This window comes from Comamonas sp. JNW, from assembly GCF_003105075.1.
Classification (GTDB): domain Bacteria; phylum Pseudomonadota; class Gammaproteobacteria; order Burkholderiales; family Burkholderiaceae_C; genus Comamonas; species Comamonas squillarum.
Window position 1 is genome coordinate 486550 of the sequence record NZ_QETI01000002.1, and the last position, 23315, is coordinate 509864.

The 23315-nt window shown below is 62.2% G+C and carries 16 protein-coding genes and 7 tRNA genes; 21 read left to right on the forward strand and 2 right to left on the reverse strand.

The window, feature by feature from the left end; translation table 11 throughout:
- The 12 genes from DCO45_RS05270 to DCO45_RS05325 all read left to right on the forward strand — a co-directional run bounded on the left by DCO45_RS05270 (position 1) and on the right by DCO45_RS05325 (position 11161).
- Positions 1 to 3246 (forward strand): efflux RND transporter permease subunit, encoded by a 3246-nt coding sequence (locus DCO45_RS05270; RefSeq protein WP_116924822.1) that lies wholly within the window; start codon positions 1 to 3, stop codon positions 3244 to 3246.
- Between the two features lie 155 nt (positions 3247 to 3401).
- Positions 3402 to 3488 (forward strand) — tRNA-Leu (locus DCO45_RS05275).
- A 490-nt stretch (positions 3489 to 3978) separates the two neighbouring features.
- A complete protein-coding gene (gene tig / locus DCO45_RS05280; protein ID WP_021027444.1) occupies positions 3979 to 5292 on the forward strand; it encodes a trigger factor in 1314 nt (437 codons plus the stop codon).
- A gap of 155 nt (positions 5293 to 5447) precedes the next feature.
- Positions 5448 to 6056 carry an ATP-dependent Clp endopeptidase proteolytic subunit ClpP gene (gene clpP, locus DCO45_RS05285; RefSeq protein ID WP_021027443.1) on the forward strand — a complete coding sequence of 203 codons (609 nt, stop codon included), beginning with the start codon at positions 5448 to 5450 and terminating at the stop codon, positions 6054 to 6056.
- A gap of 101 nt (positions 6057 to 6157) precedes the next feature.
- Positions 6158 to 7429, forward strand: a complete 1272-nt coding sequence (gene clpX / locus DCO45_RS05290; RefSeq protein WP_021027442.1) for an ATP-dependent Clp protease ATP-binding subunit ClpX — start codon at positions 6158 to 6160, stop codon at positions 7427 to 7429.
- 194 nt (positions 7430 to 7623) lie between these two features.
- Entirely contained in the window at positions 7624 to 10083 is a 2460-nt protein-coding gene (lon, locus tag DCO45_RS05295) for an endopeptidase La (protein ID WP_116924823.1), read from the forward strand.
- Between the two features lie 139 nt (positions 10084 to 10222).
- Positions 10223 to 10298, forward strand: a tRNA-Gly gene (locus DCO45_RS05300).
- Between the two features lie 40 nt (positions 10299 to 10338).
- A tRNA-Cys gene (locus DCO45_RS05305) sits at positions 10339 to 10412 on the forward strand.
- Positions 10413 to 10462: 50 nt separating this feature from the next.
- Positions 10463 to 10538 (forward strand) — tRNA-Gly (locus DCO45_RS05310).
- A gap of 39 nt (positions 10539 to 10577) precedes the next feature.
- A tRNA-Gly gene (locus tag DCO45_RS05315) sits at positions 10578 to 10653 on the forward strand.
- Between the two features lie 39 nt (positions 10654 to 10692).
- Positions 10693 to 10768 (forward strand) — tRNA-Gly (locus DCO45_RS05320).
- A gap of 304 nt (positions 10769 to 11072) precedes the next feature.
- Positions 11073 to 11161, forward strand: a tRNA-Leu gene (locus tag DCO45_RS05325).
- A 143-nt stretch (positions 11162 to 11304) separates the two neighbouring features.
- Here DCO45_RS05325 and DCO45_RS05330 read toward each other — a convergent pair.
- Both DCO45_RS05330 and DCO45_RS05335 read right to left on the reverse strand, forming a co-directional pair.
- On the reverse strand, positions 11305 to 11751 hold the full coding sequence (locus tag DCO45_RS05330) for a hypothetical protein (RefSeq protein ID WP_116924824.1): 447 nt from the start codon (positions 11749 to 11751) through the stop codon (positions 11305 to 11307).
- A 138-nt stretch (positions 11752 to 11889) separates the two neighbouring features.
- The gene (locus tag DCO45_RS05335; RefSeq protein WP_116924825.1) at positions 11890 to 12990 is read right to left on the reverse strand and encodes a helix-turn-helix domain-containing protein; all 1101 of its coding nucleotides are present in this window, start codon (positions 12988 to 12990) and stop codon (positions 11890 to 11892) included.
- Between the two features lie 489 nt (positions 12991 to 13479).
- On the opposite strand from DCO45_RS05335, the gene DCO45_RS05340 reads away from it, so the two are divergent.
- From DCO45_RS05340 to DCO45_RS05380, 9 genes are all read left to right on the forward strand, one after another.
- A complete protein-coding gene (locus tag DCO45_RS05340) occupies positions 13480 to 13791 on the forward strand; it encodes a pilus assembly protein (protein WP_198424365.1) in 312 nt (103 codons plus the stop codon).
- A 333-nt stretch (positions 13792 to 14124) separates the two neighbouring features.
- Complete coding sequence (locus tag DCO45_RS05345) at positions 14125 to 15924, forward strand: hypothetical protein (RefSeq protein WP_116924826.1); 1800 nt, start codon at positions 14125 to 14127, stop codon at positions 15922 to 15924.
- On the forward strand, positions 15924 to 16997 hold the full coding sequence (locus DCO45_RS05350; protein WP_133248072.1) for a hypothetical protein: 1074 nt from the start codon (positions 15924 to 15926) through the stop codon (positions 16995 to 16997). The genes DCO45_RS05345 and DCO45_RS05350 overlap by 1 nt, the downstream gene beginning before the upstream one ends.
- Positions 16998 to 16999: 2 nt before the next feature.
- Complete coding sequence (locus DCO45_RS05355) at positions 17000 to 17776, forward strand: hypothetical protein (RefSeq protein WP_133248073.1); 777 nt, start codon at positions 17000 to 17002, stop codon at positions 17774 to 17776.
- 12 nt (positions 17777 to 17788) lie between these two features.
- Positions 17789 to 17998 (forward strand): hypothetical protein, encoded by a 210-nt coding sequence (locus DCO45_RS05360; RefSeq protein WP_116924829.1) that lies wholly within the window; start codon positions 17789 to 17791, stop codon positions 17996 to 17998.
- A complete protein-coding gene (cpaB, locus tag DCO45_RS05365) occupies positions 17992 to 19008 on the forward strand; it encodes a Flp pilus assembly protein CpaB (protein ID WP_116924830.1) in 1017 nt (338 codons plus the stop codon). The genes DCO45_RS05360 and cpaB overlap by 7 nt, the downstream gene beginning before the upstream one ends.
- Positions 19009 to 19095: 87 nt before the next feature.
- Positions 19096 to 20760: a pilus assembly protein N-terminal domain-containing protein gene (locus tag DCO45_RS05370; protein WP_243419250.1), complete on the forward strand. Its 1665-nt coding sequence runs from the start codon at positions 19096 to 19098 to the stop codon at positions 20758 to 20760.
- A 30-nt stretch (positions 20761 to 20790) separates the two neighbouring features.
- A complete protein-coding gene (locus DCO45_RS05375) occupies positions 20791 to 22458 on the forward strand; it encodes an ATPase, T2SS/T4P/T4SS family (protein WP_116924831.1) in 1668 nt (555 codons plus the stop codon).
- Complete coding sequence (locus DCO45_RS05380) at positions 22455 to 23312, forward strand: type II secretion system F family protein (RefSeq protein WP_116924832.1); 858 nt, start codon at positions 22455 to 22457, stop codon at positions 23310 to 23312. The genes DCO45_RS05375 and DCO45_RS05380 overlap by 4 nt, the downstream gene beginning before the upstream one ends.
- Positions 23313 to 23315 lie beyond the last annotated feature (3 nt).

A 23315-nucleotide genomic window follows, 5' to 3' on the forward strand; every position in this document is an offset into this window, starting at 1 on the left:
ATGCAAACACCTCCGAACACGCCGCAAGGCGCTGCAACGTCCGCTTCGGCCCCCGAGCCCGATGGCGAAAAGCACAGCAGCAGCAAGGGCTTCAACCTCTCGCGCTGGGCGCTGCAGCATGTGCCGCTGACGCGCTACCTGCTCATCATGCTGCTGGTGCTGGGCATCGGTGCGTATTTTCAGCTGGGTCAGGATGAAGACCCGCCGTTCACCTTCCGCGCGATGGTGGTCTCGGCCGCATGGCCGGGCGCCACGGCCCAGCAGATGGCCGAGCAGGTGACCGACAAGGTCGAACGCACCTTGCAGGACGTGCCCAATGCCGACAAGATCGTCAGCTACTCCAAGCCCGGCGAGATGCTGGTCATCCTGAACCTGCGCGAAGACACGCGCCCACAGGATGTGCCGCAAACCTGGCTGGCGGTGCGCAAAAAGGTGGGCGATATGCGCGCCAGCTTGCCCCAGGGCGTGCTCGGCCCCTTCTACAACGATGACTTTGGCGATGTCTATGGCGTGATCTATGCGCTGCAGGGCGAGGGCTACAGCTACGCCGAGCTCAAGGAATATGCCGACAGCGTGCGCCAGAGCCTGCTGCGGGTCAAGGACGTGGCCAAGGTCGAACTCTTTGGCGTGCAGGATGAGAAGCTCTATATCGAGATCTCGCGCAGCAAGCTGGCCCAGCTGGGGCTGGACATGAACCAGGTCATCGCCCAGCTCGGCCAGCAAAACGCGGTGCAAAGCGGTGGCGAGGTGCAGGCCGGCGCCGACCGGGTGCAGGTCGAGGTGACGGGCGAGTTCCGCCAGCTCGACGACGTCAAGGCCATGCCGATCCGGGGTCCCAACGGCAACCAGCTCAAGCTGGGCGATATCGCCGACATCTACCGCAGCTACCTGGACCCGGCCAAGACCAAGGTGCATTTCCAGGGCCAGCCCACGGTGGCCCTGGGCATCTCGATGCGCAAGGGTGGCGATGTGATTGCACTGGGCAAGCACCTGCATGAGGCGGTGGACAAGATTGCGCCCACCCTGCCGGCCGGCCTGAGTCTGGAGAACGTGCAGGACCAGCCCAAGGCCGTGTCCACCTCGGTCAACGAGTTTGTGCGCGTGCTGATCGAGGCGGTGGTGATTGTGCTGGCCGTGAGCTTTGTGAGCCTGGGCATGCATATACGCAAGGGCAAGGACCCGCTGTGGCGCCGCATCACGCTGGACCCGCGCCCCGGGCTGGTGGTGGGTATCACCATTCCGCTGGTGCTCTGCGCCACCTTCCTGGCGATGTGGTACTGGGGCATTGGCCTGCACAAGGTCTCGCTGGGCTCGCTGATCATTGCGCTGGGCCTGCTGGTGGACGACGCCATCATTGCCGTCGAGATGATGGTGCGCAAGATGGAAGAGGGCTATGACAAGCTGAGCGCGGCCACCGCCGCCTATGACATCACCGCCAAGCCGATGCTGACAGGCACCTTGATCACGGCGGCGGGCTTTATGCCCATTGGCATCGCCAAGTCCACCACCGGCGAGTACACCTTTGCGATCTTTGCGGTGACGGTGATTGCGCTGGTGATCAGCTGGGTGGCCTCGGTCTACTTTGTGCCCTACCTGGGCACGGTGTTCCTGAAGAAGCCCAGGCATGCGCCGCAAGAGAGTGAGGGTGGTGAGGGCGGCGAGCATGCGATGTTCGACACCCCCTTCTACAACCGCTTCCGCCGCACTGTCTCGTGGTGCGTGGAGCACCGCTGGCTGACGATTGGTGCCACGGTGCTGGTGTTTGCGCTGGGCCTGTTTGGCATGAGCCGGGTGCAGCAGCAGTTCTTCCCCGACTCCAACCGCACCGAGATCCTGATGGATGTCTGGCTGCCCGAGGGCTCGAGCATGGCCGCCAACGAAGAGGTGACGCGGCGCATCGAGCAGCGCATGCAGGCGCAGGACGGCATCGAGTCGGTCACCTCCTGGATTGGCTCGGGCGTGCCGCGCTTTTACCTGCCGCTGGACCAGATCTTCCCGCAGTCCAATGTGTCGCAGCTGATCCTGCTGCCCCACAACCTGGCCGACCGCGACAGCCTGATGAAGCGGCTGCCGACCTTGCTGGCCCAGGAGTTCCCGGAGGTGCGGGCCCGCGTCAAGCTGCTGCCCAGCGGCCCGCCGGTGCCCTACCCGGTGCAGTTCCGCGTGATGGGCCAGGACCCCAAGCTGCTGCGCACGCTCGCCAGCGAGGTGCGCGCCAAGCTGGAGGCATCGCCCGATTTGCGCGGCGTCAACGACAACTGGAACGAGTCCATCAAGGTGCTGCGCCTGGAGGTGGACCAGAGCAAGGCGCGTGCGCTGGGTGTGAGCAACCAGAGCATTGCCCAGGCCACGCGCACCCAGCTGTCGGGCAATACCATCGGGCAGTTCCGCGAAGGCGACAAGCTGCTCGACATGGTGCTGCGCCAGCCGGTGGACGAGCGCCAGGCCGTCACCGACGTGGGCAATGCCTATGTGGCCTCGAGCAGCGGCCAGGCCATCTTGCTGTCGCAGATTGCCAAGCCCAGCTTTGTCTGGGAGCCGGGTATTCTCTGGCGCCAGGGCCGGGAGTATGCGATCACCGTGCAAGGCGATGTGGCCGCCGGCCTGCAAGGCCCGACGGTGACGCAAAAGCTCTGGCCCGATCTGCAAAAGCTGCAGCAGGGCTGGGCCGACAAGGGCCTCAACCAATACCGCATCGAGATTGCCGGTGCGGTGGAAGAAAGCGCCAAGGGCTCGGATTCCATCATGGCGGGCATGCCGATCATGGTGTTCATCGTCTTCACCCTGCTGATGCTGCAGCTGCACAGCTTTAGCCGCTCGGTGCTGGTCTATATCACCGGTTTCCTGGGCATTGCGGGCGTGACGGCGGCATTGCTGCTGCTCAACCGGCCCTTTGGCTTTGTCGCCTTGCTGGGCGTGATCGCACTGATGGGCATGATCCAGCGCAACTCGGTGATCCTGATCGACCAGATTGAGGCCAACCATGCGGCGGGCCTGTCGACCTGGGATGCGATTGTCGAGGCCGCCACCCACCGGCTGCGCCCGATTGCGCTGACCGCTGCGGCTGCCGTGCTGGCGATGATTCCGCTGTCGCGCAGCATTTTCTGGGGGCCGATGGCCGTAGCCATCATGGGCGGCCTGGTCGTTGCGACGGTGCTGACCTTGCTGGCGCTGCCGGCGATGTATGCGGCCTGGTTCCGCGTGAAAAAGGAGCACAGCGAGGTGCCACTGTCGGCAGCGGTTTGAACCCGGTGTGGCAGAGGCCGGCCAGAGGCGGCCGGGCCCTTGCAACATGGACGGTTTTCGGCCGGTCTTGCTGAAAATGCCCATGCCTTGCATTAGAATCTTGGATTGACCTAAAAACAGGCGGGTTGGCTCACAAGCTGGCTGCAGCCGCAACCGCGCGGGTGGCGAAATTGGTAGACGCACCAGGTTTAGGTCCTGACGCCAGCAATGGTGTGGGGGTTCGAGTCCCCCCCCGCGCACCAAAATTTGATAGCAGAAGGTATAAGCACCGTCTGATTTTTTGCTGAATATGAGCCGAATTTCCTGCTGGAGATTCGGCTTTTTTGTTGGTGTTTGGCGCCAGCGGCTGCCGGCATCCGGGTTCTGACCCTGCAGCAAGACGGTATTGGCAGCCAGGAAAAGAGCTGGCTTTATATATAATGTTCGGTTTCGGTCGATGGCGCCTTGCGCTGCACCGCTTTCGTGACAACGCTGGTTTTTGCCGCGTCACGCCTGGTGTTGCTTGCTACTGAATGCGCTGTCATCGTTTGATTTTTGGGTGTGCTGGGCTTAGGGCCAGTCGCCTATCTACTGGGACCCCAGGTTGTAAAACGGTGCCAATCCCCGTTGATGCCATCCCCGATGTGACACGGACAGTCCTCGCATCGGACGCAAGCTTTGCCGCTTGCAGGCTGGCTTCAATGGCGTTTGCACACCGTGGCCGGAAGGGTTCGTGCCTAACTAGGATTAACCATGGCAGTGAATGTTGAAACCCTTGAAAAGCTCGAGCGCAAAATTTCGCTGAGCTTGCCTCTCGCATCCGTGCAAACCGAAGTGGACAGCCGCCTCAAGCGCCTGGCCCGCACCGTGAAGATGGACGGCTTCCGTCCAGGCAAGGTGCCGATGAACGTGGTGGCACAGCGCTATGGCTATTCCGTGCAGTACGAAGTGCTCAACGAGAAGGTCGGCGAGGCTTTTGCCAAGGCCGCCAACGAAGCCGAGCTGCGCGTGGCCGGTCAGCCCAAGATCACTGAAAAAGAAGGCGCACCTGAGGGTGAGCTGGCATTTGACGCCGTGTTCGAAGTGTTCCCCGAAGTCAAGATCGGTGACCTGGCTTCCGCCGAAGTCGAGAAGCTGGCTGCCGACGTGGATGACGCTGCTATCGAAAAGACCATCGACATCCTGCGCAAGCAGCGTCGCACCTTCGCCCAGCGCCCAGCCGATACGGCTGCAGTGGACGGCGACCGCGTGACCGTGGACTTCGAAGGCAAGATCGACGGCGAACCCTTCGCTGGCGGCAAGGCTGAAGCCTTCCAGTTCCTGATCGGCGAAGGCCAGATGCTCAAGGAATTCGAAGACGCCGTGCGCGGCATGAAGACCGGCGAATCCAAGACTTTCCCCCTGGCATTCCCTGAGGACTACCACGGCAAGGAAGTGGCTGGCAAGACCGCCGACTTCCTGGTGACCGTCAAGAAGGTGGAAGCGGCCAACCTGCCCGAAGTGAACGAAGCACTGGCCAAGTCCCTGGGCATTGCTGACGGCTCCGTCGAAGGCCTGCGCGCTGACATCAAGAAGAACCTGGAGCGTGAAGTCAAGTTCCGCGTTCAGTCGCGCAACAAGCAAGCCGTGATGGAAGCCCTGGTGTCCAAGGCTGAGCTGGACCTGCCCAAGGCCAGCATCGACGCCGAAGTCGGCCGTCTGCTCGAAGGCGCCCGTGAAGAGCTCAAGCAACGCGGCATCAAGGACGCTGAAAAGGCGGAAATCCCTGCTGACGTGTTCCTGCCCCAAGCCGAGCGCCGCGTGCGTCTGGGCCTGGTGGTGGCCGAGCTGGTCAAGGCCAACAAGCTGGAAGCCACGCCTGAGCAGATCAAGGCCCACATCGACGAGCTGGCATCGAGCTACGAGAAGCCAGAAGACGTCGTGCGTTGGTACTTTGGTGACCGCCAGCGTCTGGCCGAAGTCGAAGCCGTTGTGATCGAAAACAACGTGACCGAATTCGTGCTGGGCAAGGCCAAGGTCAGCGACAAGACCGTGTCCTTCGACGAACTGATGGGCCAGCAAGGCTGATAGGACGCGCGCCGGGCGGCCATGGCCGCCAGCGCTGCCGCCAGCTACAAAACAGGGGCTTGTGCTTTTGGGCGCAGGCCCCATTTTATTGGGGTACAGTTAGCGCAGTCACAGTGCATTGACGCTAGCTTCCACCAATCCTGAACGGAGATGTAATGAGCGCACAAGATATTCAGAACTTGGGTTTGATCCCGATGGTGATCGAGCAATCGGGCCGTGGTGAGCGCTCGTTTGACATTTACTCGCGTCTGCTCAAGGACCGCGTGATTTTTCTGGTCGGTGAAGTCAACGACCAGACCGCCAACCTCGTGGTGGCCCAGCTGCTGTTCCTGGAAAGCGAAAACCCCGACAAGGAGATTTCGCTCTACATCAACTCGCCAGGCGGCAGCGTGACCGCTGGCATGGCCATCTATGACACCATGCAGTTCATCAAGCCGCAGGTCTCGACCATGTGCCTGGGCTTTGCTGCCAGCATGGGCGCTTTCCTGCTGGCCGCTGGCGAGAAGGGCAAGCGCTACTCGCTGCCCAACTCCAAGATCATGATCCACCAGGTGCTGGGCGGTGCCCGCGGCCAGGCCACGGACATCGAAATCCATGCCCGCGACATCATTCGCACCAAGGAGCAGATGAACCGCATCCTGGCAGACCGCACCGGTCAGCCTTATGACAAGGTCAAGGCCGATACCGAGCGCGACTACTTCATGACGGCGCCAGAAGCCCAGGAATACGGTTTGGTCGATACTGTGGTAGAAAAGCGCCCATAAGTAGGCTTTTCCGGATAAGCGGCCCCAACCCTACCGGTTGAGGCCGCTTTGTAGTTGGTTATCATTGTTTCCACATAGATTCGATTGAAGGCATTGCCCCCATGGCCGAGAAAAAAGGCTCATCCAGCGAAAAAACCCTGTACTGCTCCTTCTGCGGCAAGAGTCAGCACGAGGTGAAGAAACTCATTGCCGGACCGTCCGTGTTCATCTGCGATGAGTGCATCAACCTGTGCAATGACATCGTGCGCGACGAAGTGGCGGCAGAAGGCAAGGAGGGCGAGAAGGCCAAGGGCAATGATCTGCCGACACCGGCCGAGATCAAGGCCACCCTGGACAACTATGTCATCGGTCAGGATCCCGCCAAACGCACCCTGGCCGTGGCGGTGTACAACCACTACAAGCGCCTGGCGCACAAGGACAAGGCCGGCAAGGACGATGTGGAGCTGGCCAAGAGCAATATCTTGCTGATCGGCCCCACCGGCTCGGGCAAAACCTTGCTCGCCCAGACCCTCGCTCGCCAGCTGAACGTGCCCTTTGTGATGGCGGACGCCACCACGTTGACGGAAGCGGGCTATGTCGGCGAGGACGTCGAGAACATCGTGCAAAAGCTGCTGCAAAGCTGCAACTACGATGTCGAGCGTGCCCAGCGCGGTATCGTCTACATCGACGAAATCGACAAGATCACCCGCAAGGCGGACAACCCCTCGATCACCCGCGACGTATCGGGCGAAGGCGTGCAGCAGGCGCTGCTCAAGCTGATCGAAGGCACGATGGCCTCGATCCCGCCTCAGGGCGGGCGCAAGCACCCGAACCAGGATTTCCTGCAGGTCGACACGACCAATATCCTGTTCATCTGCGGCGGCGCCTTTGCTGGTCTGGAGAAGGTCATCGAGAACCGCTCCGAGGCCTCGGGCATCGGTTTTGGTGCCACCGTCAAGAGCAAGCAGCAGCGCTCCATCTCCGAGGCCTTCCGCGATATCGAGCCCGAAGACCTGATCAAGTTCGGCATCATCCCCGAGCTGGTGGGGCGTCTGCCCGTGGTCACGGCGCTGGCCGAGCTGTCGGAAGACGCGCTGGTGCAGATCCTGACCCAGCCCAAGAATGCGCTGGTCAAGCAGTACAACAAGCTGCTGGGCATGGAAGGCGTGGAGCTGGAAGTGCGCCCGGACGCACTGACCGCGATTGCGAAGAAGGCGCTGGCCCGCAAGACCGGTGCCCGGGGGCTGCGCTCGATTCTGGAGCAATCGCTGATGACCACCATGTTTGACCTGCCCACCACCGACAACGTGGCCAAGGTCGTGGTAGAAGAAGCGACGATCAACGAAGGCAAGCCGCCCCTCCTGGTGTACCGGGAAGCGGCCAAGAAGGCCTGATGGGCCCGATGGCAGAGGCCGCTTGGACTCTGCCCTCTGTGTTTACCAGGATCGCCCGGCGCTGCCGGGCTGTATCCAAAGGGTTTGAGGGTGTCTTTCTGGCCTGCACCCGCCCTGGCCCCTGGTTTTTGATGGCCAAGGGTTGAAATATCGCTTTTACGGATCATCTTCGTAGAAGTTTCAAAAGGATTTTCATGTCCGACAACCAAACCCAATCCTCCCACCCCCTGGAATTGCCCATGCTCCCGCTGCGGGACGTGGTCGTGTTTCCGCACATGGTGATTCCGCTGTTCGTAGGCCGCCCCAAGAGCATCAAGGCGCTGGAGACGGCGATGGAAGGCGACCGCAAGATCATGCTGGTGGCCCAGAAGACGGCGGCCAAGGACGATCCCACCGTCAACGACATGTTCAGCGTTGGCTGCGTCTCGACGATTTTGCAGATGCTCAAGCTGCCCGATGGCACCGTCAAGGTGCTGGTCGAAGGCGTGCAGCGTGCCCAGGTGCAGGAAATCGCCGAAGGCGAGGACTACTTCACCGCGCAGATCGAGCCCGTGGAGCCCGGCGACAGCGCCGACAAGGCCAGCGAGATCGAGGCCTTGCGCCGCGCCGTGATGCAGCAGTTTGACCAGTACGTCAAGCTCAACAAGAAGATCCCATCCGAGATCCTGACCTCCATCTCCGGCATCGATGACGCAGGCCGCCTGGCTGACACCATCGCCGCCCACCTGCCGCTCAAGCTCGAGAACAAGCAGGCCGTGCTGGAGCTGCAAAAGGTGCAGGACCGCCTGGAAAACCTGTACGACCAGCTTGAGCGCGAGGTCGACATCCTCAATGTCGACAAGAAGATCCGTGGCCGCGTCAAAAAGCAGATGGAAAAGAGCCAGCGCGACTTCTACCTCAACGAGCAGGTCAAGGCGATCCAGAAGGAACTGGGCGAGGGCGAAGACGGCGCCGACCTGGAAGACCTGGAAAAGAAGATCAAGCTCGCCAAGATGACGCAGGATGCGCGCAAGAAGGCCGAGGGCGAGCTCAAGAAGCTCAAGCTGATGTCGCCGATGTCGGCCGAGGCCTCGGTGGTGCGCAACTACATTGAGACGCTGGTGAATCTGCCCTGGGGCAAGAAGACCAAGGTCAAGAAGGACCTGGTCATCGCCGAGGATGTGCTTAACGAAGACCACTATGGCCTCGACAAGGTCAAGGACCGCATTCTTGAGTACCTCGCGGTGCAGCAGCGCGTGGACAAGGTCAAGGCACCGATTCTGTGCCTGGTCGGCCCGCCTGGCGTGGGCAAGACCTCGCTGGGCCAGTCGATTGCCAAGGCGACCGGGCGCAAGTATGTGCGCATGGCGCTGGGCGGCATGCGCGACGAGGCCGAGATCCGCGGTCACCGCCGCACCTACATCGGCGCGATGCCCGGCAAGGTGCTGCAGAACCTGTCCAAGGTCGGCACGCGCAATCCGCTGTTCCTGCTCGACGAAATCGACAAGCTGGGCATGGACTTCCGGGGCGATCCTTCGAGCGCCTTGCTGGAAGTGCTCGACCCCGAGCAGAACAGCAAGTTTGGCGACCACTATGTAGAGGTCGATTTCGACCTCAGCGATGTGATGTTTGTCGCTACCTCGAACTCGATGAATATCCCGCCCGCGTTGCTGGACCGGATGGAAGTGATCCGCCTGGCCGGTTACACCGAGGACGAGAAGACCAATATCGCGATGCGCTACCTGCTGCCCAAGCAGATCGAGAACAACGGCGTCAAGGCCGGTGAACTGGAGCTGCGCGAGGACGCCGTGCGCGACATCGTGCGCTACTACACCCGCGAAGCCGGTGTGCGTTCGCTCGAGCGTGAGCTGTCCAAGATCTGCCGCAAGGTGGTCAAGAACATCCAGCTGGGCAAGGCGCAGGCACCGGTGCAGGTGACGGCCGACAACCTGCCCGACTACCTGGGTGTGCGCAAGTTCAGCTACGGCCATGCCGAGCAGAAGAACCAGGTCGGTCAGGTCGTGGGCCTGGCCTGGACCGAGGTGGGCGGCGATCTGCTGACCATTGAAGCGGCTGCCATGCCCGGCAAGGGCGTCATCAACCGCACCGGCTCGCTGGGCGATGTGATGAAGGAATCGGTCGAAGCGGCTCGCACCGTGGTGCGCAGCCGGGCCCGTTCGCTGGGTATCCGCGATGACGTGTTCGAAAAGCGCGACATCCACATCCACGTGCCCGATGGCGCCACCCCCAAGGATGGCCCCAGCGCTGGTGCGGCGATGACGACGGCGCTGGTGTCGGTGCTGACCGGTATCCCGGTGCGTGCCGATGTGGCGATGACCGGCGAGATTACCTTGCGCGGTGAAGTCACCGCCATCGGTGGCCTGAAGGAAAAGCTGCTGGCCGCGCTGCGTGGCGGTATCAAGACCGTGATGATCCCGGAAGAGAATGTCAAGGACTTGGCCGAGATCCCCGACAACGTCAAGAGCGGTCTGGAGATCGTGCCGGTGCGCTGGATCGACAAGGTGCTGGAAGTGGCGCTGGAAGTCACTCCCACACCGTTGAGTGACAGCGATGTGCCTGCCGCCGAGCCGGTGCCCGTGGTGCCTGCTGTGGCCGTTGCGGCAACGGCCGCCAAGGCGGCACCTGCGCGCCGCTCGCGTGCCATCAAGCACTAGATCGGCTACTGGTCTGCACGGAAAACCGGCCCGTCATCAAAAACGGGCCGGTTTGCCAAAAAGACCAAAAAATATGCGTTACAATGCATACCATCGCGGAGCCCGGTATATAATAGCGGACTTCCGGTAAAGCGGATACGCGGGAATAGCTCAGTTGGTAGAGCGATACCTTGCCAAGGTATAGGTCGACGGTTCGAACCCGTTTTCCCGCTCCAAATTGGCTGTGTTGATGGTTTCAGCATGGCAACAATCCATGGCGCGATAGCAAAGCGGTTATGCCCCGGATTGCAAATCCGGTTAGACCAGTTCGACTCTGGTTCGCGCCTCCAGGACATGCTTGTCAGTACGTTTTGGGTTCGTGGTGAAACGAACAATGTATGCGGGAATAGCTCAGTTGGTAGAGCGATACCTTGCCAAGGTATAGGTCGACGGTTCGAACCCGTTTTCCCGCTCCAGTTTTCAAAGCTGGTGTGGATCCGTTCATGCTAGTTTTTGCGGGAATAGCTCAGTTGGTAGAGCGATACCTTGCCAAGGTATAGGTCGACGGTTCGAACCCGTTTTCCCGCTCCAGTTTTCAAAGCTGGTGTGGATCCGTTCATGCTGGTTTTTGCGGGAATAGCTCAGTTGGTAGAGCGATACCTTGCCAAGGTATAGGTCGACGGTTCGAACCCGTTTTCCCGCTCCAACACATTGCGAAAAGAGCCTCAGGGCTCTTTTTGCTTTTTCGGCGCCGGTTTTTGCGTTGCGGGGCGTGCTGTTGCCTCTGCCAACGGGTCGCGCAGCCTCTGCATCGTCATCCCGTCTCTTTCACGTTTTACGCCCTCGGTAGTGCCCGCATGTCCGCATGGGAGTAGGGCGGATCTGCCTGGCGCGTCGCAAAGCGCCACCCCCCCATAGCCTTCATTGAACTGCAGCGTTGCCCAGAGCCACGATCCATGCCTGTCTTGCTCCAACAGCGCAGCGGGAGCAGCTAGAATGGCAGGCTGCGTGCCCCGATGGTGAAATTGGTAGACACCCGGGACTTAAAATCCCGTGCCGCGAAAGTGGCGTGCCGGTTCGATCCCGGCTCGGGGCACCACCAACATGATGAATTTCAAAAGAAATTCACGCGGCGGATTGCGTGGTGGGGCTCCAGAGGCATTCAGGGGCAGCGACAGCAGATGCAGCGCAGCGCCAAGACTACGCTGGGCATCCACTGTCCCATGTGCAGGCACCGGCACACTAGCGGTCTTTCTTGGGCGCAGACCGCTGCTCTGGAAAAAACACCCGCTCAATCTCTCGCAGCGTTCCAGTGCCAATGGTGCGAATCATCAACAATTGGCGGGGATAGGCCTCGCGCAGCTGCTCGGGTGTCTTGATGCCTGCGCGGGCGAGTGCGCGCACCGTTACCAGCGGCAGCTTGCCATTCAATGATGAGTCGTAGGCATACCGGATCGCCGGCGCGGCAAAACCGGGCTCATAGCGCTGGCCGGGGAAGAGCGCCATCTCGATCCTGCGCAACCGCAGCATGCCTATGCCATGCATTCTGAGCAAGCCCAGCGGATAGGCTTGTCTGACGGCTTCGACCGAATCCACGCCATTTTTGGCCAGTATGCGGATGGTGCGCTCGGACAGCAGACCGTCCAGAGGCGTGTGAGACGGGATAGATTTGTTGTATTCATTCGACATCCGGCCAGATCGTAGTGGCTGGTATCGCGTGGCAATGACGGCCAACCCAGGGCAGATTCTGTAGGCGTTGGTAGACAGCAGATGCCAGTGCCCTGCCGCCGCTGCACAACAGGTAGAGGCCTGGCCTGCGCTTGTTGTTCAGCGGTCTTGCGGGCTTTGTTTCACTGCGCCAGTCTGTCTCTCCTTGTGCTCTGTCAAGTCTGTCTCTTCGAGCATATGCAGCGGCCCCATCCACCGAAAGGGCCTGCGGTGCGGGCTTTGCTGGCGGGCCAGCGCGTCGACCGATTGCAGCCACTGGGCGAGTTCCTGGGCGGGCATGGTGGCGCTGCGCTGGTCGCCCAGCCGGCGCAGAAAGCGGCCCAGTTCCTGGTGCCAGGCGGCATAGTCACCGCAGCCATGGGTGCACCAGTGCGGGCGCATGCCCAGCCAGGCTTTGATGCTGGGGTGCTGGCTCAGCGCGCTGGTGTCCAGGATGCAGTGCACATCCATATGGGGCGGCAGCATGGCGTCGACCTCGCGCAGAAAAACCAGAAACTCCTGGTGCCGCAGGCGCGGCTTGCACTGCAGGGCCGGGCTTTTGCAGGCGGTGCTGAGTGCCTGGCAGAGTGCGGCCGATAGCGGGTGCTGGCAGCCCTCGTTGCCGGAGATGCGCTGGGGCTCGCTGGCTTCTGCGGGCGCAGCGGGCAGGCTCAGCGGGCTCTTGGTGTCCAGGCAAATGACCAGGGCCTTGTCGCTGCCGCTCAGGTAGAGCGCTGCAGGTGCCTGCAACTGCTCCATGAGGAGCGGGTCGCTGAACAGCGCAAAGTGGGGGCGGGACTTGGTTTTTCCCAGCAGCTGCAGATAGCGGGCCACGCTGCTTTTGGACATGCCCGTGCGTGCGGCCAGCGCGCGCACGCTGCCCTGGGGCGTGTCTGCGGACACCAGCGCTGCTTTGGCGCTGGCAGCGATGGCTTGCAGCTGGCGCTCATCAATGGTGCGGGGTTTGCCCGGGCGCATGCTGTCATACAGGCCCACCACGCGGTGGCTCGCAAAGCGTCGGCGCCACTTGCCGACGGTTGCCTGGGTCAGCGCCATGCTGTTGGCGATGGTGACGTTGCTGTCGCCTTCCACGCTGCGCAAGATGATTTTGGCGCGAGTGGCGATGTGGCCGTGCTGGTCGGGGTTGCTGGCCAGGTCTTCGAGTTGCTCGCGTTCCCGCGCACTCAGCGTAATCCCTGATTTCGGTCTTCCTTTTTCCATTGTGTTTTCTCCGTCGCCCGCTATGTATTGGGGCAGCAATTAATGCTGCATAGTTATTGGACAGATGAAATGATTACTCGCTACTTATGGCAAGTTATTCTGGGACGGTATCGAATATCGATTGCATATTTATGTTGTGTAGTTATGGGACGGGTGGTGGGTTGGCTGCTTTGGGTCATGATTTATATGAAATTATTGTGGAATCTGTGCATCTCTGCCTAGGATTGTTCAATAACCCATGGATGTCATCAATATGACAGTTGAAAAATTTCATCTAGCAACAAATAAATTTTGACAAATAAGCTTATTCAGTCTATTTAGGATAAGAAACACTTTGTTAACATTTTAATGAAAATGGCATGTACATGGGCAAAACAGATAGATACCATTGCGCCGTTCAGTAATTGCGCTGCGCGGTCGCATGGCATGGTTTCTGAAATCACTGAATTTTCTTCTGAATGATCCATGAATGAGGAGCTAGCCTTGACTATGACAAATCACACCAATTCCCATAGTGCAACTATTGCCAAGCCTGTTGCCCAGCGCAAATCGCGCGGCCAGGGTATGACGGAATACATCATTATCTTGGGCCTGATTGCGATTGCCGCGATTGCCGCTTTCAGCTTTTTTGGCCAAACCGTTCGCAGCCAGGTCGCAGGTATGGCCAAGGAAGTGGGCGGTGAATCGGGCAAGGAAGGTATTACTGCTGCACAGGCTGCTTCGGGTAAGGCGCTGACCAATGCCCAGAAGAATATGAATATGTCGACCTATACCGAAGGCGGTAACGACGGCGCCAAGTAAGAGCCGCTATCGCAACCCCGAAACCTTGCTGCCAAGTCGCAGGCACCTGGTATTTCCTTGCGCTGCCAGGGTCTGTGACGGTGTGCCGCATATGCAGTGCATACCCTGGGATGTGCGGGGTTGAGATAATGGCTTGAGGTTATCCATGGGAGGGAGGGCCTCCGGAATTCAACGAATTACATAACAGTGGCCATCATGCATAAACCATCTTCGTATCGGTCTGGAGATCGCGTACAAAAAGGGCAGGTGATTGTCTATTTGTTGGCCATGATTCCGGTGGTTTGTCTCAGCATATTCTTGGTCTATAACACGGCCATTGTTGCGCGAGACAAAATGAAGCTGCAAAACAATGCCGATGCGATGACCTATAGCGCATCCACGGTATTTGCGCGGCAATTGAATTTTCTGGCCTATACCAATCGGGCCATGGCCGCGAATGAAGCAGGCGTGGCGATGCTGGCCAGCTTTCAGACATCGATTGGCATGGTGGTCAGCACGGCGGCCAATATACAAGTGGCGCGGGTGGAGATCGAAGGCCAGAAGGGCGTGTGGAACCTGGCCCAGGCATCGGCAGCGGCTGCGCGTTATGACTTCATCAGCGCCATCAATTACCTGGTCAAGTGGGGCCGCAATGTGCAGGCCGCGGCCAAGTACCAGCGCCAGGCCAACAACATCGCCAAGGCGATCGAGCCTTCGGCCCGGCCGTTCCAGATCATGGTCGATGCACTGCGGGTGCTCAACACCGCCATTTCGCTGGCCCAGGCGGCCACCACGGGCGTCAGCATTCCCGAGGCCATCGTTGTCGCCAAGGATGTGCTCAACGACAACGACGACAAGGCCTATTTGCCGGTGGCGGCCAATGCACCGCTGATTGCCAGCTCGTCGCTGGAGTTTCTCAACTTCATCAAGCTCTACAGCACCACGTCGGACCGCCGCAACGACGACGACGATTTTTTTGATGCGATGCGCTTTGCCCATGCAGCCCAGGCCACGCGCGATGATTTCACCAAGGACCGGCGCATTTTCCCGGGCCTGATCGGTCAGGGCATCAGCGGTATGCAGAACGATGGCTCGAGCTTTGACCTCTCCAGCGGTCCGATTGCAACCGCCATGCAGGAGCTGCTCAAGGGCACGGTGTCCTGGAAGGGCGGCACCGAGCTGGTCGCCACCCAGGGCTCGGACCTGGCCGCTGAGCGTGGCCGCATCCGCTGGCAATCTGCTGATTCGGTAAACATTTTCGGCGCCGGGGTGCTGCTGGGCGAGCGCTTTGTCGGCGACTTCGGGCTGGGCGCGGCCGCTGCCACGGGCGGCTCCGGCTATGCGGACAAGGGCTGGTCCGGCAACCGCCTGGCCTTGCGCTCCTATGACAAGAACTTCAAGCCGCGCAATGTCGACCCCGAATACCAAAGCGATGAAAAGCGCAACTACGGCAAGCTGACCTCAGACGGCCTGTCCGACAGTGCCATCTACGCCGCAGGCCGTGACCGCGATGGCAACAATTTGCTGGTGCCTTATGCCGTGCTGCAGTTCAACTCGGCCTACAAGTACAAGCCGCGCACCGACATTGGCCTGGTCACCAAGAATTTCTCCTTGCCCCGCTACTGGGATGTGCGCCAGCTGCGCACGCTCAAGGGCCGGGACCAGGACAAGTGGTATGGCGACCTGTCGATGACCAGCATCAACCCGCGCAAGTGGGGCAGCCTGACCGACAAGGGACCCACCATCTCGGTGATGGTGGCGCGCCGGGGCAGCGATGTGCGCACCGGCGAGCAGGCGGGCTTTGGCTATGCCAAGGATGACTACAGCATTGGCCTGCGCGACCGCATGTTTGGCGGTGACATGAGCGCGCTGTCGTCGGCCCAGCTGTATTTCAAGCGGCCGCAGGACCGCTGGCAGCGACGCGACATGACCAAGGACCAGTACAAGTCGCTGCAGATTGCCGGGCGCACGATCAAGGTCGGCTTTACCGGCGGCTATATCGAGCACAAGAACCTTTTCTCACCGTACTGGCAGGTCCACCATGTCGAGCCCTCCATCTGGGCGCGTGGCGTGGCCGTGGCTGGCTCGGCCCTGGGCGGGTCGGACGGCCTGTTCGGGGGCGGTGAGCCCGACAACCAGGATGCGGCGCAATGATGTCCCAGACTCCCCCGATGAAGACCCTGCGCCGCCGTGCCCGGCGCCGCGCGCAGCAGGGCAGTGCGCTGGTCGAGGTGACCTTGATCAGCGGTTTTGCGGCATTGCTGATGGCGGCTATCCCCTTGATCGCCGACTACGGCCAGGCACGCATGCAGGTTACCGCAGCGGCCAAGCTCAATGCCTGGCAGCGCTCGGTCTGGTTTCCTGCAGCGACGGAGACCGAGGTCATGTCGGCCGACCAGTACAAGGGCGCGAGCGGGTCCATCCGCAAGTCCGATGCCGAGCTGAGCAATGACTTGCGCCGCCATGTGTTCCGTGATCCGGCGCAGGACACCGACACCGGCGTGCATGGCGAGACCGTGTCCGAGTTCACGTCGGGCCAGGCGCGTATGCCCGACTTCAACGAGTCGCTCACGGCCAAGACCACGGCCGCGCCGCTGCCTTCGGTCGCCGCCTTCATGGACACCATCTTCTCCAAGGTCGGAGAGGTGCAGAACCTGGCCAAGGGCGAGTCGATCGCCAAGTTCCGCTTTGTCACCCAAGGCTATATGCGCACCGAGGTGGCGCTGGAGCGAGGTGCCGGTTTTTCTGCCGAGCGCTTCCCAACCGAATTTGGCAAGGTGGAGTCGGCCTTGCACAAGAACGACACGCCGCTGCCGCTCAAGCTGCAGATCAAGGACCATGTGACCATGCTGTCCGAGCCCTGGAGCGCCGGCGGCACCAACCGCGAGGAATCCAAGATCCAGGGCCTGGTGCCGATGAAGCTGCTGGACCGGCCCGAGTACCAGGATTTCCGCGCGCCACTGGGGCAGCTGGGCAGCACGCTCAAGTGGCTCTGGCCCACCTTCGACCACAACCTGCTCACCATGGGCCTGGCGCCAGGCGATGCGCAGGAGAAGTCGGTACCGCTGGATCGCTACGAGTGGCTGCAGAAGGTGCCGGCCGACGACACCTACAACGACAACCCGGGCGCGCATGAGTGCGGGCCGTTGGAGAAGCCCGACGGCAAGGACTGCTTCCGCTTCTACCGCGCGTTCCCGCCGCCGCCGGTCGTCAACACCTTGCCATGACGATGATGCTGTTGCACCGGCGCACACGGGGAGCGCTGGCAGCCCGCCGGCCAGCAGGGCTGTGGGGCCCATTGGCCTGGTTGCTGTTGACCGCGCTGGCTGCCGCGATGCCGCTGGCAGCGCGCGCTGCACCCGCCAGCGCCATTGCCTGGCCGGCCATCCTGTTCCCCGAGAAGAACCTGTCGCCCTACTGGGTGGCCGAGCTGATCGTGCAGAACAAGATTCCGATGCAGATCCAGGCCTTCGATGTCGATGGCGACACCCGTAAGGCCCAGCGCTTCTACCAGGAATGGCTGGGCGGCAAGGCCGATTTTTCAGAGACCACGCTCGACGGCATTCCGATCCTCGGCGCGCGTGACGGTAATTTCCGCATCACGGTGGAGTTCCGGCCCCTGCCCAGCGGCAAGCAGCAGGTGCGCATCTCCTCGGCCTGGCTGCACGGCGCGGTGCCGCAACTGGTCAGCGACCAGCTGCAGCGCCGCAGCCACCTGGCCGTGCCGATCGGCAGCGATGAGTTCTCCGACACCTTTTCGTTCGATGCAGACCGGGTCAACCGCACCAGTGTCTGGGGCAATACCTTGAGCGTCGAGGCCAATGAGCTCTACATCCGCGAGCAGGCGCTGGTGGTGGGCTGGACGGTGCTGAGCCGCAAGACCATCAAGGGCGGCACGCGCGCCCAGGTGGTGCTCCGGCGTGGCGGGCAGGAGGCGGTGATCGCCATCGCCCACAACGGCGTGGGTTGCTCCATCGTCATCAGCAACACCTTGCCGCAGGCCTAGCCGCGTCCCTCTATGCCGATACCCAAGCACCTCACCCCTGTTCCTCGCGCCAGCCGGCAATCCGGGCAGATCATGACCGAGTACGTGATCGTTGCCGGCGTGCTGGCCGCCGTTTTTTTTGCACCGATGCCGGGTGCCGACAAGTCTTTGTTTCAGCTGCTGATTGATGCCTTTCGCGCAGCCTGGGCTTCCTATTCCTACACGATCTCTTTGCCATGGTGACCCCAAACTCTCCCAAACCGAATCGTTTCTCACGGCTGGCCAATGGCTCGCGCCGTGCCGCCCCGCTGATCGCCGCCATCACCCTGGGTGTGGTGGCCGCGGGCCTGGGCTGGTACTACCTCAAGACCTCCGAGGCCGAGATTCAGGCCAACCTGGAGTCCGAAGCCGAGCGACTGCGCACCGATGTGGTGGTGCCGATCCAGAACATTCCCGCCGGCACCGCGCTCTTGCCCGAGATGGTGGCCAAGCGCAGCGTGCCCTCGGCCTATGTGCATGCCGATGTGCTGACGCCGGACATGATCGACGGCTTTCTGGGCCGCCAGCTGTCGGTGGACATCAGTGCCGGCAAGCCGTTGCTGGCCAACTTTTTTGTCACGCCACGCAAGCTGTTCTCCGAAGAGCTCGAAGCGGGCGTGCGCGCCGTGACCATTCCGGTCGATGAGGTCAGCACCATCTCGGGCATGCTGCGCGCGGGCGACCATATCGACTTTCTGTTCATCGCCGACAAGGATGGCGGCACCCAGGCCGAAGACGCCATCGTCGTGCCGCTGTTGCAGGACGTGGTCGTGCGTGCCACCGGCCAGATCACCTCCGAGCAGTTCTCCGAGCTGCGCAAGCGCCCCGAAATTGCCAACACCGTCGATCCCTACCGACAGCGCAGCTACACCACGGTGACCGTGGGGCTGCCGCCCGTCGATGCCCAGCGCCTCATCCTGGCGCAAAAGCTCGGCAAGATCGTTGCGGCCCTGCGCAATGCCGATGACCGCCAGAAGCTCGACACCGGCACCAACGCCCAGCAGCTGGCCAGCTATATCGACAGCTTCCGTCCCCAGCAGCCCGTCGTGCGCGCAGCGCCCACCCGCGCACCGGCGATGGTCGAGTACATCGTGGGCGGTGGCGGGGTCAAGACCCAGATGCAAACCCCGCTGGCGGCCTTGCTGGGCGCCGCGGCCGTGCCTGGCGCTACGGTGCCCGCGCCCCAGGCGCCTGCCGTCACCGGCTCCTACTGATTCCCACCCCGTCCTGCATTCCTCCCCGGCCACGCTGCGCCATTCGCTCCATAGAGTTGGTAGACCATGAATTCCTCGATGATCTGTATGCCTCGTCCCCGCCCAGCCGTCCCGACCTTGGGGGCAAGGGCCTGCGTTGCGCTCGCCCTGGCCTTGCCCATGGCCCCGTTGCTGGCCGCGCAGGCCTCCACGGGCACCAGCTCGCCCACTGCGGGCGGCGCACTGGGCGATATGCTTCGCGCCGCGCAGCGCGCGTCGCTGCAGGCCGAGGCCGAGCAGCGTGACGGCGATGGCAGTGATTTCGCCCGCGATACCGAGGGGGGCGCGGCGCCTTCCGCATCGCCGGGCTTTCGCACCTTGCCCACTGTCAGCGTCAACACCCAGCCCGCCTCTGATGTATCGGGCATCGGCGGTGTGCAGCCCTTGGTCATCAAGCACCTGCCCACGTCGCTGTCGCTCTATGTGGGGCAGATGACCTTGATCGAGCTGCGCGACGTCGTGCGGGTGGCCGTCGGCAACGGCAAGGTGATGGAGGCGCGGGTGGTGGACCAGAAGAGCCTGCTGCTGACGGCGCTGGACGCCGGCGAAAGCACGGTCCATATCTGGCGCAAGGACGGCCAGGTCAGCAGCCTCAAGGCGCGCGTCAATGTGGTCGATCTGGACCGCATCGAAAGTGAGATATCGATGCTGACCGCCGGTATCACCGGTGTGAGCGTCTCCCGCGTGGGCGAGAAGATCATCCTTGATGGCGCCAACCTTGACCCGGCGGCGGTCTCGCGGCTGCGGGAGATTGCGCGCATGTACGGCCCGGCCGTGGTGTCCTTCGCCACCTCCGAGCGCCTGCGTGTGGACCGCATGATCGAGATGGATGTGCGCATTGTCGAGTTCTCGCGCTCGGCGCTGGACGACCTGGGCATGAAGTGGGACACCACGGGTGGTGGCTTCAACTTTGGCCTGTTCTCCGATATCGCCTCCAACGGCGGCTACCGCATCCTGCCGGAGAACTCGCCCTTTCTGAACATGGACAGCGGCTACGGCCAGGGCTTTTTGGACCAGCGCCGGCGCAAGGCGCGCTACTACTTTGGCCTGAGCACGGCGCTGACCTCGGCCATCAACTTGCAGGTGCAGCGCGGCAATGCGATGCTGTTGGCATCGCCCAAGCTCACCACCCGCAGCGGCGGCGAGGCGCGCTTCCTCTCGGGCGGTGAAATCCCCTTGCCCGCGATGAGTGCGCTGGGCACCGGATCGGTCAACTACAAGCCCTATGGCCTGCGCCTGCATGTCAAGCCGATGGCCGATGGCGCGGGCAACATCTCCGGCTCGATCCTGGCCGAGGTCAGCAACATCGACCAGTCGGTCTCGGTCGATGGCATCCCGGGGCTGCTGACGCGCCGTACCGAGAGCGAGTTCAATGTCGATGACGGCGACACCATCATCCTCTCGGGCCTGCTCAGCCGCCAGTCCTCGCGCGCCACCGATGGTCTGCCGGGCCTGCGCAATGTGCCGGTACTGGGCTGGGCCTTCAAGAACAACAACGACAGCGACACCCAGATCGAGACCGTGGTGTTCATCACCCCGCGTGTGGTGACCGCGCGCGATTCGCGCCCCCGCCTGGAGCGCACGCAGCAGATGGAAGAGCAGATCTCCAACGGCTTTACCGACCTGACCGAAGACCTCTACCGCAACTCCAAAAAGGCCGAGCCGCCCCTGCCCGAGCGGGGTCTGGACCCCGAGAGCTATTCGCACAACTGATGGCTGCGGCCGCTGATCCCGGAGAAGACCGTGCATAAGTTACTAGTCAATTCGCCCCGCCAGAAGGCGCAGGAGTTCGAGCTCGGCGCCGAGACCTTCACCATCGGCAAATCCAGCGACCGCTCCTTGCACCTGACCGGCTGGAACGTGGCGCGCGACCATGCGGTGGTGATGCTGCATGACGGCGACGTCTTCATCGAAGACCGGGGGAGCCTGTTTGGCACCTGGGTCAACAACGAGCGCGTGACCCGCTATGGCCCCTGCCGAGGGGGCGAGGAAGTGGTGGTCGGCGGGCATTCGATCATCGTTGTGCTCGATGACAAACTGGGCGGGCAGCGCGAAGAAGCGCACAGCCCGGGCCAGACAGCGCAGCCCGCGCTGGAGCACCAACGCCCCACGCGCAACGAGCCGCGCCCCGAGGACCCGATGCTGCAGTGGCGCCGCCTGCTGCACCGCCAGTTGCTCGAGCAATTGGAAGCGCGCCGCATCGACACCATCAAGATGAAGGACGATGAGCTGCGCTCCAACGTGCGCGCGCTGATTGCGGAGATCATCCGCGACACGCCCAACCTGCCCGAGACCATTGACCGGGCCGAGCTGAGCCAGCAGCTGCTCGACGAGGCCATTGGCCTGGGCCCGCTGGAAGTGCTGCTGCAGGACGATTCGGTGACCGAAGTGATGGTCAACCGTTTTGACGAGATCTGGATCGAGCGGCGCGGCCGGCTGGAGCGCACCGATGTGTCCTTCACCAGCGATCTGGCGGTCAATGGCGCCATCGAGCGCATCGTGACGCCGCTGGGCCGGCGTATTGACGAGAGCTCGCCAATGGTCGATGCGCGCCTCAAAGACGGCTCGCGGGTGAACGCCATCATCCCGCCGCTGGCGATTCGCGGCCCCAGCATCACCATCCGTAAGTTTCCGAAGAAGCGCATGGGCGCCGAGGGCATGGTGCAGTACCAGTCGATCTCGCAGGCCATGGTCGATTTCCTGCAGCTGGCGGTCGAGAACAAGCTCAACATCGTGGTCTCGGGCGGTACCGGCACCGGCAAGACCACCTTGCTGAACATGATGTCCAACTTCATCCCCAACGACGAGCGCATCCTGACGGTGGAGGATGCCGCCGAACTCTCGCTGAACCAGCCCAACCTGGTATCGCTCGAAGCACGCCCGGCCAACGTCGAAGGCAAGGGCGCGGTGTCGATCCGCGACCTGGTCAAGAACTCGCTGCGGATGCGCCCGGACCGCATCGTCGTCGGTGAGTGCCGAAGCGGCGAGGCGCTGGACATGCTGCAGGCGATGAACACCGGCCACGATGGCTCGCTCACCACCTTGCACGCGAACTCGCCGCGCGATGCGGCAGCCCGTATGGAGGTGCTGGTGACCATGGCGGGCATGAACATCCCTGTTACCGCGATCCGCGAGCAGATCGCCTCGGCCATCCACCTGATGGTGCAGCTCACCCGCTTTCCCTGCGGCAGCCGCAAGATCACCCAGATCACCGAGGTGCTCAACTGCACCGATGGCGTGATCCAGATGCAGGATATTTTTGTCTTCCGCAAGACCGGGCTGGATGCCGAGTTCCGCACCCAGGGCCGCTTTGAGGCGACCGGGGTGATCCCGGACTTTGTTGCCAAGCTGGTTGAGCACGGCGTGCCGGTGAACATGGAGGAATTGTTCTTCCAGGGAGAGCCGGCATGAAGAACTGGCAGTTCCTCGGCTTTTTGCTGGCCGCCGCCGGCTTTGTGGTGCTCTCGGGCTGGCTGGTCTACAGCCGCATGGGGGAGTGGCGCGACAAGTCCAATGTCTACCTGCGCGGCCGTGGCCTCCGGATTCTGGGCATCTCGGAGTTCCATGCGCAAAAGGCGCTGACCCTGGCGACCGGCCATGTGGCCATGGTGGTCGTGGCCGGCATCATCACCTACCTGATTGCGCGCAACTGGTTGCTGGTGGTGGTGGTCTGCGGCGCCGTGTACTTTCTGCCAGCGCGCTGGTTTGCCTGGCAGCGCAAGAAGCGGCGCGAGCGCATCGAGGCCGAGCTGCCCGACGCCTTGCTCTTCATTGCCAGCGCATTGCGCGCGGGCAGTGCGCTGTCGGTGGCGCTGCAGATTCTGGTGCGTGACCAAAAAGGCCCGCTGGGCGATGAGTTCGCGATCGTGCTCAAGGAGCAGCGCATTGGCCTGTCGTTTGACGACGCGGTGCAGAACATGTCGCGGCGCATCCAGATTCCGGATTTTCTGCTGGTGGTGGTGGCCTTGCGCGTGGCCAAGGAAGTGGGCGGCAACCTGTCGGAGCCCCTGCAGCTGCTGGCCGAGACCCTGCGCAAGAAAGCGATGCTGGAGGGACGCATCAAGGCGCTCACGGCCCAGGGCCGCATCCAGGGGCTGGTGATGACCATGTTCCCGGTGGTGCTGGGCGGCATTCTGTACCTGATGCAGCCGACCATGCACCTGCTGTTTGTCACGCCCATCGGCTGGGGGGTGCTGGCCGTGATGGTCGTGATGCTCACCTTGGGCTATATGTCCATCAAGAAAATTGTCGCCATCGACATCTGAGCC